The 14384-nt window shown below is 32.2% G+C and carries 24 protein-coding genes; 18 read left to right on the top strand and 6 right to left on the bottom strand.

Annotation, left to right across the window (positions count from 1 at the left end):
• Positions 1-34: 34 nt before the first annotated feature.
• The 13 genes from DZ60_RS24320 to DZ60_RS0113750 all read left to right on the top strand — a co-directional run bounded on the left by DZ60_RS24320 (position 35) and on the right by DZ60_RS0113750 (position 5806).
• Positions 35-343: a hypothetical protein gene (locus DZ60_RS24320; protein WP_152537437.1), complete on the top strand. Its 309-nt coding sequence runs from the start codon at positions 35-37 to the stop codon at positions 341-343.
• Between the two features lie 21 nt (positions 344-364).
• Positions 365-520, top strand: coding sequence for a hypothetical protein (locus DZ60_RS25220; protein WP_161634414.1), 156 nt, complete (start codon positions 365-367; stop codon positions 518-520).
• Between the two features lie 72 nt (positions 521-592).
• On the top strand, positions 593-913 hold the full coding sequence (locus DZ60_RS24930) for a hypothetical protein (protein ID WP_025742642.1): 321 nt from the start codon (positions 593-595) through the stop codon (positions 911-913).
• Positions 914-960: 47 nt separating this feature from the next.
• On the top strand, positions 961-1092 hold the full coding sequence (locus DZ60_RS25685) for a hypothetical protein (RefSeq protein ID WP_262482385.1): 132 nt from the start codon (positions 961-963) through the stop codon (positions 1090-1092).
• A gap of 26 nt (positions 1093-1118) precedes the next feature.
• Positions 1119-1277: a hypothetical protein gene (locus DZ60_RS25215; protein ID WP_161634413.1), complete on the top strand. Its 159-nt coding sequence runs from the start codon at positions 1119-1121 to the stop codon at positions 1275-1277.
• Positions 1278-1648: 371 nt separating this feature from the next.
• On the top strand, positions 1649-1813 hold the full coding sequence (locus DZ60_RS24925) for a class IIb bacteriocin, lactobin A/cerein 7B family (RefSeq protein ID WP_152537436.1): 165 nt from the start codon (positions 1649-1651) through the stop codon (positions 1811-1813).
• A 38-nt stretch (positions 1814-1851) separates the two neighbouring features.
• The gene (locus DZ60_RS25210; RefSeq protein WP_161634412.1) at positions 1852-2019 is read left to right on the top strand and encodes a hypothetical protein; all 168 of its coding nucleotides are present in this window, start codon (positions 1852-1854) and stop codon (positions 2017-2019) included.
• A gap of 233 nt (positions 2020-2252) precedes the next feature.
• Positions 2253-2819, top strand: coding sequence for a hypothetical protein (locus DZ60_RS0113775; RefSeq protein WP_025742641.1), 567 nt, complete (start codon positions 2253-2255; stop codon positions 2817-2819).
• A 60-nt stretch (positions 2820-2879) separates the two neighbouring features.
• The gene (locus tag DZ60_RS0113770; protein WP_025742640.1) at positions 2880-4403 is read left to right on the top strand and encodes a vitamin K epoxide reductase family protein; all 1524 of its coding nucleotides are present in this window, start codon (positions 2880-2882) and stop codon (positions 4401-4403) included.
• Between the two features lie 293 nt (positions 4404-4696).
• The gene (locus DZ60_RS24920; protein ID WP_152537435.1) at positions 4697-4873 is read left to right on the top strand and encodes a hypothetical protein; all 177 of its coding nucleotides are present in this window, start codon (positions 4697-4699) and stop codon (positions 4871-4873) included.
• A 21-nt stretch (positions 4874-4894) separates the two neighbouring features.
• Complete coding sequence (locus DZ60_RS25680; protein ID WP_262482384.1) at positions 4895-5023, top strand: hypothetical protein; 129 nt, start codon at positions 4895-4897, stop codon at positions 5021-5023.
• 28 nt (positions 5024-5051) lie between these two features.
• Complete coding sequence (locus DZ60_RS25205; RefSeq protein WP_161634411.1) at positions 5052-5192, top strand: hypothetical protein; 141 nt, start codon at positions 5052-5054, stop codon at positions 5190-5192.
• 137 nt (positions 5193-5329) lie between these two features.
• The gene (locus DZ60_RS0113750; protein ID WP_025742639.1) at positions 5330-5806 is read left to right on the top strand and encodes a hypothetical protein; all 477 of its coding nucleotides are present in this window, start codon (positions 5330-5332) and stop codon (positions 5804-5806) included.
• A 194-nt stretch (positions 5807-6000) separates the two neighbouring features.
• On the opposite strand, the gene DZ60_RS0113745 is transcribed toward DZ60_RS0113750, so the two are convergent.
• Positions 6001-6213: a hypothetical protein gene (locus tag DZ60_RS0113745; RefSeq protein WP_025742638.1), complete on the bottom strand. Its 213-nt coding sequence runs from the start codon at positions 6211-6213 to the stop codon at positions 6001-6003.
• 22 nt (positions 6214-6235) lie between these two features.
• Positions 6236-6382: a hypothetical protein gene (locus DZ60_RS25200; RefSeq protein WP_161634410.1), complete on the bottom strand. Its 147-nt coding sequence runs from the start codon at positions 6380-6382 to the stop codon at positions 6236-6238.
• Positions 6383-6639: 257 nt separating this feature from the next.
• Between DZ60_RS25200 and DZ60_RS25195 the strand changes: the two genes are divergently transcribed.
• The 3 genes from DZ60_RS25195 to DZ60_RS25185 are packed head-to-tail and all read left to right on the top strand — an operon-like array spanning position 6640 to position 7174.
• A complete protein-coding gene (locus tag DZ60_RS25195; RefSeq protein WP_161634409.1) occupies positions 6640-6786 on the top strand; it encodes a hypothetical protein in 147 nt (48 codons plus the stop codon).
• Positions 6787-6824: 38 nt separating this feature from the next.
• A complete protein-coding gene (locus DZ60_RS25190; RefSeq protein ID WP_161634408.1) occupies positions 6825-6980 on the top strand; it encodes a hypothetical protein in 156 nt (51 codons plus the stop codon).
• Positions 6981-7036: 56 nt separating this feature from the next.
• Positions 7037-7174 carry a hypothetical protein gene (locus tag DZ60_RS25185; protein ID WP_161634407.1) on the top strand — a complete coding sequence of 46 codons (138 nt, stop codon included), beginning with the start codon at positions 7037-7039 and terminating at the stop codon, positions 7172-7174.
• Between the two features lie 151 nt (positions 7175-7325).
• On the opposite strand, the gene DZ60_RS0113720 is transcribed toward DZ60_RS25185, so the two are convergent.
• The 3 genes from DZ60_RS0113720 to DZ60_RS0113710 form a co-directional block, all read right to left on the bottom strand.
• The gene (locus DZ60_RS0113720) at positions 7326-8195 is read right to left on the bottom strand and encodes a cupin-like domain-containing protein (RefSeq protein ID WP_025742637.1); all 870 of its coding nucleotides are present in this window, start codon (positions 8193-8195) and stop codon (positions 7326-7328) included.
• A gap of 178 nt (positions 8196-8373) precedes the next feature.
• A complete protein-coding gene (gene bioB / locus DZ60_RS0113715; RefSeq protein WP_025742636.1) occupies positions 8374-9477 on the bottom strand; it encodes a biotin synthase BioB in 1104 nt (367 codons plus the stop codon).
• A 105-nt stretch (positions 9478-9582) separates the two neighbouring features.
• Positions 9583-10749, bottom strand: a complete 1167-nt coding sequence (locus DZ60_RS0113710) for a beta-ketoacyl synthase N-terminal-like domain-containing protein (protein ID WP_025742635.1) — start codon at positions 10747-10749, stop codon at positions 9583-9585.
• Between the two features lie 339 nt (positions 10750-11088).
• Here DZ60_RS0113710 and DZ60_RS0113705 point away from each other — a divergent pair, with 339 nt between their 5' ends.
• Both DZ60_RS0113705 and DZ60_RS0113700 read left to right on the top strand, forming a co-directional pair.
• A complete protein-coding gene (locus tag DZ60_RS0113705) occupies positions 11089-11361 on the top strand; it encodes a hypothetical protein (protein WP_025742634.1) in 273 nt (90 codons plus the stop codon).
• 109 nt (positions 11362-11470) lie between these two features.
• Positions 11471-11920 (top strand): cytochrome c oxidase assembly factor Coa1 family protein, encoded by a 450-nt coding sequence (locus DZ60_RS0113700; protein WP_025742633.1) that lies wholly within the window; start codon positions 11471-11473, stop codon positions 11918-11920.
• A 415-nt stretch (positions 11921-12335) separates the two neighbouring features.
• Here the strand turns inward: DZ60_RS0113700 and DZ60_RS23100 are convergent, their stop codons facing one another.
• A complete protein-coding gene (locus DZ60_RS23100; protein ID WP_025742632.1) occupies positions 12336-13475 on the bottom strand; it encodes a polysaccharide lyase family 7 protein in 1140 nt (379 codons plus the stop codon).
• Positions 13476-14384: the final 909 nt, after the last annotated feature.

The raw sequence follows: 14384 nt of genomic DNA, 5'->3' as shown, positions 1-14384 counted from the left end.
CTGTAAAGCAATTATCATACTAAAACTAATGGTCATGAAAATAACCTTACAACAAATTAAAGCTTTAAAATATGTAGATCGACTTATTCGTATGAGACTAACAGGACCTCCGGATCAATTAGCCAAAAAACTAAAAATCTCTAAGAAATCCTTATTCCTTCTCATAGAATTTATGAAGCAGCAACAAGCAGTCATTGTATATGATATCACCTTGCAAAGTTATGTGTATGATGAATGTCCTGATTACACATTTTCAATTGTGCCCAACAACTCCGATCAAAAAACAAATCAAACTTGCCTAACCCAATATGCATATAAACATCCACGCTTACGCATTGTATAAATTAATCTAAAATCAGTACCCATGAAACATCATCAAAGAACAAACAGTAAATCAAAAAGTGAATTTCTAATCGAGGATATCAAAGATCCAGAATTAAAACATGTAATATCCGAAGTAATGTTATACTCTAACAATTATGAAAAACCCATATATCCTGAGAGTTATTTAGACTTTTAGAAATTATCATCTTACTGGATTATAAGAATAAATCATTAATCACGCTTCTAGCGAATCAAAAAACGAACAGTTATGAATATTATCATTAAACATATTGAATTAATCGAACGAATTGATCGACTCATTAGAATGCAAGCAACGGGTAACCCTGTAGATTTGGCATCGCGATTAGGGATCTCTAGGGCGCAAACCTACAGAGTAATCGACATTATGAAAGATCTAAATGCACCTATAGAGTATGACCTTACTGTGCAAAGTTTTGTATATGCCGAACATGTAGATTTTCGATTTGGCTTCTATATTAAAGACCTTGAGACTAATGAACTAAAATCAGTAAACGGTGGAAATCCGTATCAAAGTTTAAGCAACTCTATTCGTCTTCTCAGAATATGAGACCCCTATAAAGTACTCTTGTGTTGTATTAATCATAAAACAAAACAATGAAAAATTTAAACAACAAAGAACTTCTAGAAATTAACGGGGGAGATCCCGGATTTCGTTTACCATGGTGGTTAACTCCACTAGAGGATTGGTTAATGGGTGAACCCGAAGTAGAGCAACCACAGTACTAAACAATTAATTTTTGAAACTTAGAAAAATGAAAAACTTAGAAAATTTTGATGTTCAAGAATTAAACATCCCAGCACAAACTCAAATCAAAGGCGGTGATTGGTTTAAAGATCTAGTTGATGGATTAGTAGACTTAGTACTTCAACCAATACAAGAAGGATTTGATCAATTTAATTCAAATAATTAGGCAAACATTTCTAATTACAGAATCCGTCAACTCTTTTTAAAGCTCAGAAAGTCCATTTTCTGAGCTTTTCTTTTGTCTATATAGTTCTTTTATTATCGGTAAGCCCAAAATTACTTAGGCATATAAAACATAATATCTTATCTCAATATACCATCAAGTATGATCAATAAGTTTTCAGAACTTATTTTTTTTATAAAAAATATCACATCTCAAAAAATGAGACACCCCACCCCTATTATTGCATTGTGAAAGGGAAACAACAACACTTTTCATGGTCATTGCAAAGACAACTTTAATTTACTATTTCTTTTTGACGAATCTGAAAAAGTAAACAATAATTAAAAGTATCATTAATCATTAAAACGTAAAAAATGAAAAATTTAGAAAATGTAAAAATGCAAGAGTTATCAAAACAAGAAGCTCAAGAAGTTAACGGAGGTTGTGAAGTAGTTTGTGGCATTATTATCGCTGTACTAGCAATTTCTGCAATTGTAGGAGGTGTTAATGGATACCATGATGCAAAAAATGCAGTCTAAGTAAAATATTTATAATAAACATTAAAAATTAAATCATTATGAAAAATTTAGAATTAAACGTAATAGAATTGTCTAGCGAAGAATTAAGAACGATTGATGCTGGAAGCCCTATCAAAGAAGCTTTAGAAATTGCAGAATTAGCTGTAAGTATGGCATATAATGCAGGTTATGCAATCGGACAAGCTGCTTACCACTTATTTAACTAATTATTCATTGAATGAATTTATTAGATAAAATCTTAAGTAATGATATTACTAATTACTTAATATGCTTTATACTTACCATTATAGCTATACTTATAGCATATAATCTAGGACGTTTTATAGGTGGATTTATCTACCATAGTAAACACTAAGTATTTAATAACCCGTCTGAAAATTAACTCAGACGGGTTATTTACCTTCAAAGTATTAGTACAACACCATAAACAAAAAACAACATGAAATCAGAACTCCTTATACAAATCACAAAAGAAATAGAGACTCCCGAAAAAACTGTACAATTAGAAGAATATGTTACAGACTTATTCGTGTATACTAAACAAAAGGATAATACTATTTTATACAGAAAAGATAAAGACGAATTATATACTATTGATGAAACTTTAAAAATTCTTACTCCCATATCTTTAGAGGTCCAAAAACAAAATGTTGCTCAATTCAAAAAACTGATTTCAAAACTCGATACTCGAGAAGAAAAAAAAGAAAAAGAAAACAGAAAAATTTTAATTGAGGGGAAAGGTAATTTAGTTGTGTTATCAGGAGAGGTCAATATTTCCAAATTTCCTATCCTCGAAAATTCAGCAAACCTCAATGCCTATAAGTTCTCATGTAAATCCTCTGTTATTGACATTGACATTAATCCAAATGAAATTTTAGACTACTCTAGTGTTATTATCAATGTTCAAGGAAAAAAAATAATCAATAAAACTGTTGTAAAGGAAATAAAAATTATTGAAGAGGATATTAATAGATATGATTATGTACTTGATTATTCTATAAACTAAAAGACGCAAAAACACCTTAACAACAAAAAAATATAGCGACCACTCTCCAAAACACAAATAATGAATCACTCCGACCTAAAAATTCTTTTTAGAATCAACAAAGAACTTTCATTAAACTTATCTACCCAAACTTTGGAATCCATGCTGTTAAGTCATCAGGATTACCCCAGCTTATTATCAATCTCTGATGTTTTAACAAAAATTGGCGTTGCAAATAAAATGGGTAGAGTTTCTAGCGAACAATTCATGGAGCTTTCTCCAATATTTTTGGCATCCTCTATAGAAGATGGTTTTGTATTGGTTACCAAAATATCTAGTTCTGAGGTATCGTATTACAAAAGTGATTCAAATAAACCTGTTACAGAAAAAATTCAAGAATTTCTACAAAAATGGAACGGAATAATCATGTTACTAGATACAGAACCAATAATTGAGTTATCCAAAAGGGAAACAAAAATTCAAAAAAATGAAAAGGTCAAGTTTTTTGCATTAATAGTATTAGTACTATTTAGTCTTGGAGTTACAATTAATGGTTCTTATGGTATTTACAACTTATATTTTTTAACCAAATTAACTGGTTTCATAACAAGTATTTTAATTGTAGTATCAGAGATGAATGTTATTCAAAAAACCAAATTTTGCATAACAAAAAGTACTACAAACTGTGATGATATTCTCAACTCTGGGGCTTCAAAAATTTTCTCATGGTTATCCATGTCAGACCTAGGATTAATATATTTTTCTAGCTGCTCACTTGCTATAATGATAGCTTCCTTTGGCTTAGAGTTTCAAAATATGTTAGTTTTGATCAGTTGTTTCTCCTTATGTACATTCTTTTACATCCCGTTTTCCATTTATTATCAATACAAAATTGTAAAAAAATGGTGCCTACTTTGTCTTATTATACAAGGTGTGTTTTTTACAGAAAGTCTTTTAGCCATACATTATTTTTTCTCACAAACTGTTGTCATAAATACTGATAAAATCATTGTTCTATATTTAAGTATCTTACTAGTTACTATTCTTTGGGCATACCTAAAAAATCCATTATATCAATATTTCATTTTCAAAGAAAGTAGTTACAAATACAAAAGGTTAAAAAACACTCCTGAAGTATTCCAATTACTTCATAAAAAAGAAATTGACACCAAATTTAACGGAAATCAGATAATATTTAATACATATGAAAACAAAGAAAATCCAGAAATAATATTATTAATTAACCCGTTTTGTCATCTATGCGCAAAGGAATTTCAAAAAATACTCGAAACAAATAAAAATTCTAATGGAGTCAATTTTTCCTTAATTTTCTATGATCCTGATTCCAAAATTTCTGAACTACTTATTGAATTATATTTCAAATTAAATAATGACGACTTTTTTATTGCTTTGGCCGACTGGTTCAAACATAAAAATGAAATAAAGATGAAAGATAAGTACTCTTTAGAAATTTCAGAAAATGCTAAGAATATAGCAACAAGTCAAAATGAATGGTGTATAAAAAACAATCTTAATAAAACACCATTAATAATTTTTAATAATCAGCTATTATCTCAACATTATGAACTAGATGATGTTCTCTAAAAGCTCAATAAACGAAAGACTAAAACTCAAAATTCATCAATCATCCTATTACACATTATGTGTAAAAACTTAATCAAGGGCTCTAACATTTAGAGTTAATTCACTTACATCTAGATAAGTACCTCATCACTACTTTTCTGATTAAATCAAATTTATATTCGAACCCTCTATCATTAATAGAGGGTTTTTGTTTTTTTTCACTTATTAGAAAACTCCATCTCATAAAATGAGACATTCTCACACTACTATTGCAATAGAATTAAAACATTCATTAATCTTATAAATCAAAAAACATGAAAAATTACAATGCAGTACAAGAACTGAGTAAAAACGAGTTAGAAAATATCTTTGGTGGGACAATGATCCCTATAACCGAAAATACAGATTGGGATTCGCTTCCTGACATTCCGTTAGGAGATCCAACTGATTGGGATCAGTTTCCAAAAGGAGGATTGGTAATCACATTTTAATAATTTTTAAAACAACACCTTATGAATACGTTAGAACAACTATCAAATCAAGAAGTAAAGAATATTAATGGTGGTGCCGATGATAATGGAAATAGTAATAACACTAAGGATATCCTTTGGATCATTACTACTCCAACTTTTCCTAATTAACAATAATTAATAAGCAAAACAAATACATATGAACAATTTAGAACAATTATCAAGTCAGGAAGTGCGAAGTATTAACGGTGGCGTTATCGATGACGGAAACGGAGGCGGATGTATCCCTAACCCTCTAGAAGAAATCGGAAAACCAACTTTTGATCCGTACGCTTACTAAATATCGAACTTCAAAATGAATAAAGACATACATTAGTTTTTTACACTAATAGTATTATGTGAGTTCAGATTCCTCTATGTATGTATGCATAGAGGAATCATTAGTACCCCAATTTTATACTACAAAATAGATCAATTATGAAAAACCAAAAAGAATTCCTGATAGAGTTAATAAAGAACTTAGATGGCATGAGCAAAACCAAAGCCTATGAATTAACACATCGCATAGAAACACTTTTGTACTATGCCTCTAATCCACTATCAATAGAAAATTTAAAAACAATTATCAGCTCAAAGCTTATCACTGAGGATGAAATCGATCCCTTTTATTTTTCGATCTTACCAAACGGAAATTTTTGTGAATTTAAAGGAAGAAATTCATGGTTACATATCTATAAAGAAAATAAAAAATTACTCCATAATTGCTATCTCTTTGATACCTATTACTACAAAACCAAATATGCTCCTTTAGAGCTATTAAAATTAACCAAAAAAAATGTACTCGAAAGTGTTAAGGATACCGACAAAGAAAATGATATTCATGAATTCTTAAGTCAATATCGCTTAAAAAAAAGAGAACATGGCACAAACAAATTACAGTTATTGAATATCTAATCTGCTTTTCGGTTTTATAAAATAAAAACAGTATCAAAAAAAAAATTGATTGCTCTAAAAAAAGTGTTTGACATAAAACAGTATGAATAACACATTCTCATTATACTTTTTAGTTCTCTTTTCTGCATAAAAAAAGCTCTGAAACTTGTCCAGAGCTTTTATAATATAATATTTAGATAACGTAATAATCTGCCTTATCTCTTAATTAAAGATAAACTACCGCACACAAGTGTTGCTGTACAAGCTATTCTATCAAGTTGCCAATCACATCCTTCTGGGGGTGGTGCCAAAGGAGGAAATTGACAATCTTCAACAAGTTCTAAGTTTTTTGGTGCACTTAGACCTCCTTTAATGTTTTTTTGTTGAGTTTTACTAAGGATATTTCCTATACTTCTTAAATCTTTCATAATCTCTAATTATTTATATTTTTTAATTATGAATATCCTCAGTAGTTCCTGTTAATGTACTTAGTTTTTCTATTGCTTTCCTTTGTCTATCTAATTCAGCAATTGCTGCAGCCAACGCATCGTTACCTCCGTTTGTCTCTAATAATTCTTTGTTTGTAAGATTTTCCATTTTATTATGTGTTAATTAATTTATATGTACCTAAGTCATTTCTAACTTAAAACTGGAGTAAAACTAGGATATAGAAATCTCATATTATGAGACGGTTTCTAAAAGAGCTAACATTGAGCACGAAGCGAGAGTAAGTATACTAATACTGGTATCAAAGTCTTATTAAGGTAAATTCAATTTAGTCGCATACATCTCAAAAAATGAGACATTTACCCTCGATGTTTGCACCATAGAAAACATTAATCATCTCAAAAACAATGAAAACAATGAAAAAGCATAATACAAATGAGCTCAATGCTTATGAACTACAATCCATAAACGGAGGAAACTGGATAGAACAATACATTCAGGGAATCATAGAAGATATGAAAGATAGAATGCGTGAAGCCGGTGTAATTGAATAACAAAAATCACATTTATTAATTTTTAAAAACTCAAAACAATGAAAAATCTAAAACAATTTAACGTAACAGAATTACAAACAAAAGATCTAATGCATATTGAGGGAGGGAATGATTTTCTTGATTTCTTAAGTGATGCTATAAACACTGTAAGAGAAGCTCTTGAAATTGCAAAGAACTTTAGTCCTACGCTATAGAAATATAGAAAAGTGAGACTACAAACTCTCTTTAAAAAATATAAAGACTTAAAATAATGAAAAAACAAAATCTAAAAGAACTTAACGTTCAAGAAATACAATCTATAAACGGAGGAAACAACCCATTTTTGTATTTCATACAACGCAAAATTGATGAAATACTAGAAATCATAAGTGAGGAAACTACTGTTTAACCCGCTTTATACAGTAGAGCTTTGTAATGAAGTCTAAAACAACTACAAGTTCAACATCAAAAATCGACATTTCATTTCTACGATGACATGTCGATTTTTTCACTTAAATTTTATTGCGATTATATATTGTAGTATGTATTAGATATTACAATCAAACAAATCCATTCTTCTTATTGGTTCTAATAATAGCCCAATTATTTTTGTAGTCGATCCATTTTTGACCCATCATCTTACGAAGAAGATTATCAGTATGACGCATCACAAATACATTGTAAAGCGCTTTCGGAAAGTTTAATTTCTTTTTTGCTACCGATCGAATACTCATAGAAAACCCTGGAGTTATATAGGTCATTTGGTGCCAAAATCCTTCGGGCATATATAAGGTTTCTCCGTGTTTTAGGTTCGCGATATACCCTTTTGCATGTTTTAATGCAGGCCATTTATCAAAATCTGGATTGCCAAAATCAATTGATTCATGTGCCATTAATGCATGTGGAATTTTATATAAGTATTTAGACTCAGAAGGAGGAAAAAGAATACATTGTTTCTCTCCATTAAAATGAAAATGAAGAATATTGGCCAAATCAATATCGTAATGCATTACAACCTTAGATCCCATACCACCAAAAAATAACATGGGCATTTTTTTCATAAATTTAACCCCAAGATCAGGATAGGTAAAATCATTCTGAAGCTCTGGGGATTCTTTGAATAAATTGTATAAAAAAATACGATAGTTTGTAGGACCTTTTTTTAGTAATTGAATATACTCGCTCATTTTCATACGAGTATGCGCTTCATTAAATTTTCGATCAGAAGAAACCGGTCTATCGTCATATAACGGAATTGTTTTATGACCCGCCACCTTATCAACATAATCCAAATCCCATTTCTTGTATGCTTGCCAATCCTCTATCAACCGCTCTATTATTACCGGTTTTTGGGGTTCTACATATTCTTTAAGAAATTGTGCTTTGGTAATATGTTGTATTCTGGGTATTTGTTCTAAATCTAATTTCACGTACTGAACTCCTTTACTAGTATGCTATAACCAAGTATACCTATTGTTTCTATTGCAACAAAAATGATTACTAAACAGATAGTTCCTATAAAACTTAACGTTGCTCAACAGGGCATATTTTATAAAAAAATATTTTTTCGAGCCTATTTTCGGAAGTAAAACAATCAAGCCAACCGTCTTACTTATCGGCTACACGCTCTTTCTTACTTTGCTTAGCAACTTCATTTCTTTCAATCTTATGCTCTGGTCGTGACCATTTTGGTTTTTCTCCTTTTGCTTCGAATTGAGAATCTTTGGCTTCAACGGTATTCGGTTGTGCCTTTTTAACAAATGGTTTTTGTGGTGTTAATCCCAAAAGTGCAAACATCTCCATATCCTCATGAACATCTGGATTAGGAGTTGTTAATAGTTTATCTCCTGCAAAAATAGAATTTGCCCCTGCAAAGAAACACATCGCTTGTCCTTCTCTACTCATATCTGTTCGTCCTGCAGATAATCTGACTTGAGTTTGTGGCATTACTATTCTGGTCGTCGCTACCATACGAATCATATCCCAAATTGGTACAGGCTTCTCTTCCTCCATAGGAGTTCCTTCTACTGCTACCAATGCGTTAATAGGCACCGATTCTGGTTGAGGACTTAATTTGGCAAGAGCTACCAACATTCCTGCACGGTCTTCTACATCTTCTCCCATACCAATAATCCCACCGCTACAAACAGTTACATTTGTTTTTCGTACATTATCAATGGTTTTTAAGCGATCTTCATATCCTCTAGTAGAAATTACTTCTTTATAATATTCTTCTGATGTATCAAGGTTGTGATTATAAGCATAAAGTCCTGCTTCTGCCAAACGTTGTGCTTGATTTTCGGTAATCATTCCCAACGTACAACATACCTCCATATCCAATTTATTGATGGTACGTACCATCTCAAGTACATTATCAAACTCAGGACCATCTTTTACATTACGCCATGCCGCACCCATACATACTCTAGAACTTCCTGAAGCTTTTGCACGTAATGCTTGCGCTTTTACTTGCTGTACTCCCATTAGATCATTACCCTCTATATCAGTATGATATCGAGCAGCTTGTGGACAATACCCACAATCCTCGGGGCATCCTCCTGTTTTGATTGATAATAATGTAGATACCTGTACCGTATTAGGGTCGTGGTATTGACGATGAATACTTGCTGCCTTATACAGCAAATCCATCATCGGGGTATTATAGATATCAAGAATCTCTTGCTTTGTCCAATCGTGTCTAATATCGCTCATAAAAAGTTGTATGTATGTGTTCAAAAGTAATTGTTTATAATCAAAAAACACAATCAAGAAACATCAAATTGAAAGATACTCTTTAATTATGTCTTCAACAATACTTTATTGGCTTGGTCTTTCTAATAGAATACTCACGGCATTCCCACCAAAACCTACTGCGTTTACTATTATTTTATTTAATTTTTTGGGAAACTCCTGCTCCTCTGCATAAGGAACTGTTATAAACTCCTGATTTTTGAGCATAAGTACTCCTAATTCTAGACTAAGAATACCACTAGCTCCAAAGGTATGCCCGATTTTCCACTTATTAGTGGTTAATGCAGGTAGCTCTTCTTCAAAAACGGCTTTTATAGCATTATATTCTGCCCGATCTCCCTTTATCGTACCAGGAGCATGCATTACTATAGCATCTATACTTTCGGGGGGTATATTACCCAATGCCATCTTCATAGATTTTTGAAAACAAATAGCATCTGTAGAAATAGAAATATTGTGTTTTAGCGGTTCGGTCGCATATCCTATTCCCTGTATAAGTGCTACTGCATTTTTCTGGTAACCTTTTTCTAAACAGGCAATAGCTGCTCCTTCTCCCAGAAACATAGAATTCTGCGTTTTACTCCAATTCATTGCCTGACACGGATAATCAGACATCTCATCTGTTGCATAAATTTTAAGTGCTTTCATCTGGGCAATGGTAAAAGGCGTAAGCGGTGCTTCACTCCCTCCTACCAAAAAAGTATCTGTTAATCCTGATTGTAGCCACGCTACACCATTAAGGACTGCATGTAACGCGGTTGAACAAGTAATCGAATGGCTAATATCTGGACCTTTGGTTTGTAAGTCATGGGCAACCCATGAGGAGATATTTCCTAATGTAGTTGTGGGCGAGCTTAGTGTCGAAGACCTGCCCCTATCCAAAAACTCCTTAAAATATTTCTCAAAAAGACCTGTGGCTCCCCGAGAAGATCCAATATTAATCCCAAAATCTTGATTTCCTTGCCAACCTGCTTGCAAAATGGCATTTCTTGCCGCATGTATCGCAAATAAGACAGAATTATCTAAGGGCTCGTAATGTGAACTTTCTGATCGTAGTATTTCTATTTGCTGTCTTGCATCCGCTCCTAATCTCGCAACAAGTGCTTGCTCTTTCTCAAAATTTTCTACGGTAATACAGTGAGAAGATTCCTGATACTTCGACCAAATCTCCTCTGAAGATACTCCCAGTGGAGATATCGAAGAAATTCCTGTTATAGATATAGGTTGTTGCAATTGTTATTTTTTGGCAAATGTAGTAGTTTGTCCTGTTTTGTTCAACTGTTTTGTAAAGAATAGATACACTAATTCCTAAATAGACATGTACTTTTTTCTTGTAACTGACACCGTTAAATATCTTAATACTGCCTAACTCGATTTGGTATACACTGTTATTTTGGTGTGATTGATAATATTAGGGGCATAGATATTATTGCAAGATATTATTTGGGGTCTTCAAAAAAATTGGATTAAGCTACGCTTTAAGTGTATTCAATTCGTTCGATACCTTCTCTTTATCTAATCGCAATGTGATTTCTTTGGCCTTTGTAATGGGAAGAATCATAACCCAAATAAATGAGTAAGGAGCATATAACTTTTGATAAAAAAACCAATCAGGTTAGCCAACTGGATAATGCTACCAATATCACAGGGATATTACTTCGGCCCAAAACTACAGACGAACAAGAGGTGCATCGACTTGCCCATACTCCATATTTTTTTGAAACGGCTAAAAAAGTAGTTCACAAACTAGAATTCTCTTTTAATTTGAAATTAGAACCAGCACAAGATGTAAGACATAATCATAAACAAATGAAGGATGCTGCAGCTAAAATTCTTTTTGATTAAATTTGAATTATCGAAAACTTGTCATCCCAAAAATTTTTAATTTACTGATATTATATTGTAACAAAACCTCTAGTAAGTATACTAGTATAGTGTATCTAATATCTTATTTATGGAAACTATTCAACAAAAAAGCTGGTTTGCTCGTAATTGGGGTTGGGCAGTTCCTCTAGGAGGTTGTCTTACCATCATTATTTTATTTTTTGTGTTTTTGGGTTCGGTCTTTTTTGGGGTAAGTAAACTTATGTCAGAATCTGTTCCTAACGAGGATGCCCTTATTATGGCCAATGAAGACGAATATGTCGTTTCTATTATAGGTACACCTATCGAAAGTAATGGGATCATGAGTGGAAGTATATCCTATAAAAATAATACTGGGTCAGCTGATATGTCTATACCTATCAAAGGTCCAAAAGGAGAAGCGCGATTATTTGTTGTAGGCACCAAGGAATATGATGAATGGACCTATACAGAAATGTACGTAATTATAGACGAAACCGACGAGCAAATTGACCTCTTAGGATACGAACAAGAAAACACTCAAGAAAATCAATCTTTCTAAACCCTTACCAACAAAGACTTTACAAAGTTTTATAATTTTTGGCACGGCATTTGTTTTACTATATACAAATAGCAAACAATAATTTAAAACAATACAATTATGAAAACTTTATACACAAAATTTAGATTTGATTTTACATCATTAATTAACTTCTTAAAAAATTTACCTACGGCTTCTAGCTATGCAATACATAGATAGATCATGAGTAGGCTCAGAACAATTCTGACCAGTTACTGGTACAGATATATAGTATAAAAAAGCGGGGTAGTTTTATCTCGCTTTTTTTGGTAGTATACCCATTTCACTTTGGATATTTTACAAAAAAAAGCTACACATTTCTGAGTAGCTTTCTATTTCTTATTGAGATTCTCATCTTCAGGTAAACTAAAGGAAGAGAAATTAATAACACTATATTTTATTTTGTATACCCTGTATGTGAATTTTCTAAGCTATAGAATGTTGCTTGCGCATAATCGTCATCATCTCCTGTATTGTCCTGAAGATATACTCCAGCTTTAAAATACATATATTGTCCGCCAACGCCATAGCCGCTATTGGTCATATCTACGGTCTCTACAACATCTGCTTTCCCTTCTCTAGTAATTGTTACTGTTAGCGTATTATTAACAACCTGAATGGTATATCCAAATTCTTCATCGAGTGCAATCCCATCTGTAGGGTCAGAAGCAGAGTCTGATCGACTTCCTATCATTTCATACCAATCTTCACTATCTACCACATTCTCATTAGCTTCGTGAGCAAAATAGATAGATCCTTTGGTATTATTAGGTAGTTTTCGATAGTAGATTCTCACGGGCTCATCGTCATTAGCATGAATCTGCCCAACAATTACTCTTCCTACCTGATCACTATCTCCAGTAGTAGTTACATGATTTACTGCCAATGTAGCTGTTAATACTCCGTCATATCCTGCAGCTGCATCTTTGTCTACTTGAGGAGCACTCCCAAATACCCAGTTATTGCCATTAACACCTTTCGTTGATATACTGGTATTTTCTTGTCTCAACATTTCTCTAAGTTCTGATCGAGTATAGTTTGTATTCACCGAAGTTTTAAAACCAGCCACGGGACATTTAAACACCATTCCGCCATCGGCGCCAGTATAAAAGTAATTGTCATTCTCATATCCGTTATTAAGGTTTGCAACAGAAATATTATCCGCAGTACCAGAATCATCAGTATCTGTCGGGATACTTATATTCCAGGTAGAAAGATCAAAATTAACAGAAGGAGCAGCGTTTGGATCCAAAGACCCGTCTCCGTCGTCTGTACCATCACCATCATCTGTTCCTCCGTCATCAGTATTACCATCATCCGTATTACCGTCATCAGTATTACCATCGTCGGTATTACCGTCATCCGTATTACCATCATCTGTTGGGTTGTCATTATCTGTATCATCATCAGAATTTTCCTCGGTAGCAGGACCATCATCTTTACTACAACTTGTTACAGAAAGTAGAGAAGAGAAAAGAAATAGACTAAAAAATAAGGCTATAAAACTCTTTTTTATCATTGTACTGTTTGTGTTCATAGAATTTTAATTTTGTTTTTATATGGCAATTTTTACAATTACTAACCTTTGCAAAAATATGAATTCATAGTATGTAATCTCCTAATTACAATGCAATTATACGAAAAAAATGTCGACTAAATACCAAATAACACGATAAAGTGTTGTTTTTCGACCAATAACTATTAAAAAATCACATTATTATTGCTATATTACAAAGAAGTCTATAATTCGTGGTGATCCTTACAATTATTTTAAGATTTTTTTAATCTCTTCATTCTATATCTAATTCTACAACAATCTAAGGACTTCTTTATCTATGTATCAATTTCGAAAGCACGAAGAATATAACAATAACTATACCCAAATTTGAATGTCTTGTTTTTTCTTACTCCTACCTACCAATCTTTGATGCCACTAGCGGGAAAATCCCATAGAGCTCAAACCAAATAGCGCGGATTTGCAATCCGTGTAGTTACCATAGTAAAACCTTTCTTGATCTCAATTAAAAAATAATATTACCACAAGAATAATAAAAATTGTAAAAGTAATACCTACATAAGAATTACCAAATAGCGCGGATTTGCAATCCGTGTAGTTGCCATAGTAAAACCTTTCTTGATCTCAATTAAAAAATAATATTACCACAAGAATAATAAAAATTGTAAAAGTAATACCTACATAAGAATTAGTCATGTCATTTTCAAAAGCATCTCTGCTTTTAAAATCAAAAGTTTTCCAGATATCAATAAATAATACTTTTTCTTGTTTTACAATTCTTAAATAGAAAAATCTTATAATTGCCCACGCTACCGCTAGCGTATCACTAGTGGCGTACCTGCTTTTGTCAATCCGAATAAATAACCATCACTATCGATGTCTAAAACAGTATGATCGTCTTGATAATTTCTAGCACTACTGTATTTCCAA

It is taken from the genome of Aquimarina pacifica, from assembly GCF_000520955.1.
In the GTDB taxonomy this organism is placed as follows: Bacteria; Bacteroidota; Bacteroidia; order Flavobacteriales; family Flavobacteriaceae; genus Aquimarina; species Aquimarina pacifica.
The sequence above is the reverse complement of the archived record's forward strand: the minus strand, read 5'-3'. Positions and strand labels throughout refer to the sequence as shown.

Coding starts and splice junctions, on each gene's coding strand:
- DZ60_RS25190 (WP_161634408.1), top strand. CDS start 6,825: ATGAAAAATCTAAAACAATTTAACGTAACAGAATTACAAACAAAAGAT.
- DZ60_RS25685 (WP_262482385.1), top strand. CDS start 961: ATGAAAAATTTAAACAACAAAGAACTTCTAGAAATTAACGGGGGAGAT.
- DZ60_RS25220 (WP_161634414.1), top strand. CDS start 365: ATGAAACATCATCAAAGAACAAACAGTAAATCAAAAAGTGAATTTCTA.
- DZ60_RS24920 (WP_152537435.1), top strand. CDS start 4,697: ATGAAAAATTACAATGCAGTACAAGAACTGAGTAAAAACGAGTTAGAA.
- DZ60_RS24930 (WP_025742642.1), top strand. CDS start 593: ATGAATATTATCATTAAACATATTGAATTAATCGAACGAATTGATCGA.
- DZ60_RS0113705 (WP_025742634.1), top strand. CDS start 11,089: ATGAGTAAGGAGCATATAACTTTTGATAAAAAAACCAATCAGGTTAGC.
- DZ60_RS25200 (WP_161634410.1), bottom strand. CDS start 6,382: ATGGAAAATCTTACAAACAAAGAATTATTAGAGACAAACGGAGGTAAC.
- DZ60_RS25215 (WP_161634413.1), top strand. CDS start 1,119: ATGAAAAACTTAGAAAATTTTGATGTTCAAGAATTAAACATCCCAGCA.
- DZ60_RS24925 (WP_152537436.1), top strand. CDS start 1,649: ATGAAAAATTTAGAAAATGTAAAAATGCAAGAGTTATCAAAACAAGAA.
- DZ60_RS25680 (WP_262482384.1), top strand. CDS start 4,895: ATGAATACGTTAGAACAACTATCAAATCAAGAAGTAAAGAATATTAAT.
- DZ60_RS0113700 (WP_025742633.1), top strand. CDS start 11,471: ATGGAAACTATTCAACAAAAAAGCTGGTTTGCTCGTAATTGGGGTTGG.
- bioB (WP_025742636.1), bottom strand. CDS start 9,477: ATGAGCGATATTAGACACGATTGGACAAAGCAAGAGATTCTTGATATC.
- DZ60_RS0113775 (WP_025742641.1), top strand. CDS start 2,253: ATGAAATCAGAACTCCTTATACAAATCACAAAAGAAATAGAGACTCCC.
- DZ60_RS25185 (WP_161634407.1), top strand. CDS start 7,037: ATGAAAAAACAAAATCTAAAAGAACTTAACGTTCAAGAAATACAATCT.
- DZ60_RS23100 (WP_025742632.1), bottom strand. CDS start 13,475: ATGAACACAAACAGTACAATGATAAAAAAGAGTTTTATAGCCTTATTT.
- DZ60_RS0113770 (WP_025742640.1), top strand. CDS start 2,880: ATGAATCACTCCGACCTAAAAATTCTTTTTAGAATCAACAAAGAACTT.
- DZ60_RS25195 (WP_161634409.1), top strand. CDS start 6,640: ATGAAAACAATGAAAAAGCATAATACAAATGAGCTCAATGCTTATGAA.
- DZ60_RS25210 (WP_161634412.1), top strand. CDS start 1,852: ATGAAAAATTTAGAATTAAACGTAATAGAATTGTCTAGCGAAGAATTA.
- DZ60_RS0113745 (WP_025742638.1), bottom strand. CDS start 6,213: ATGAAAGATTTAAGAAGTATAGGAAATATCCTTAGTAAAACTCAACAA.
- DZ60_RS25205 (WP_161634411.1), top strand. CDS start 5,052: ATGAACAATTTAGAACAATTATCAAGTCAGGAAGTGCGAAGTATTAAC.
- DZ60_RS24320 (WP_152537437.1), top strand. CDS start 35: ATGAAAATAACCTTACAACAAATTAAAGCTTTAAAATATGTAGATCGA.
- DZ60_RS0113750 (WP_025742639.1), top strand. CDS start 5,330: ATGAAAAACCAAAAAGAATTCCTGATAGAGTTAATAAAGAACTTAGAT.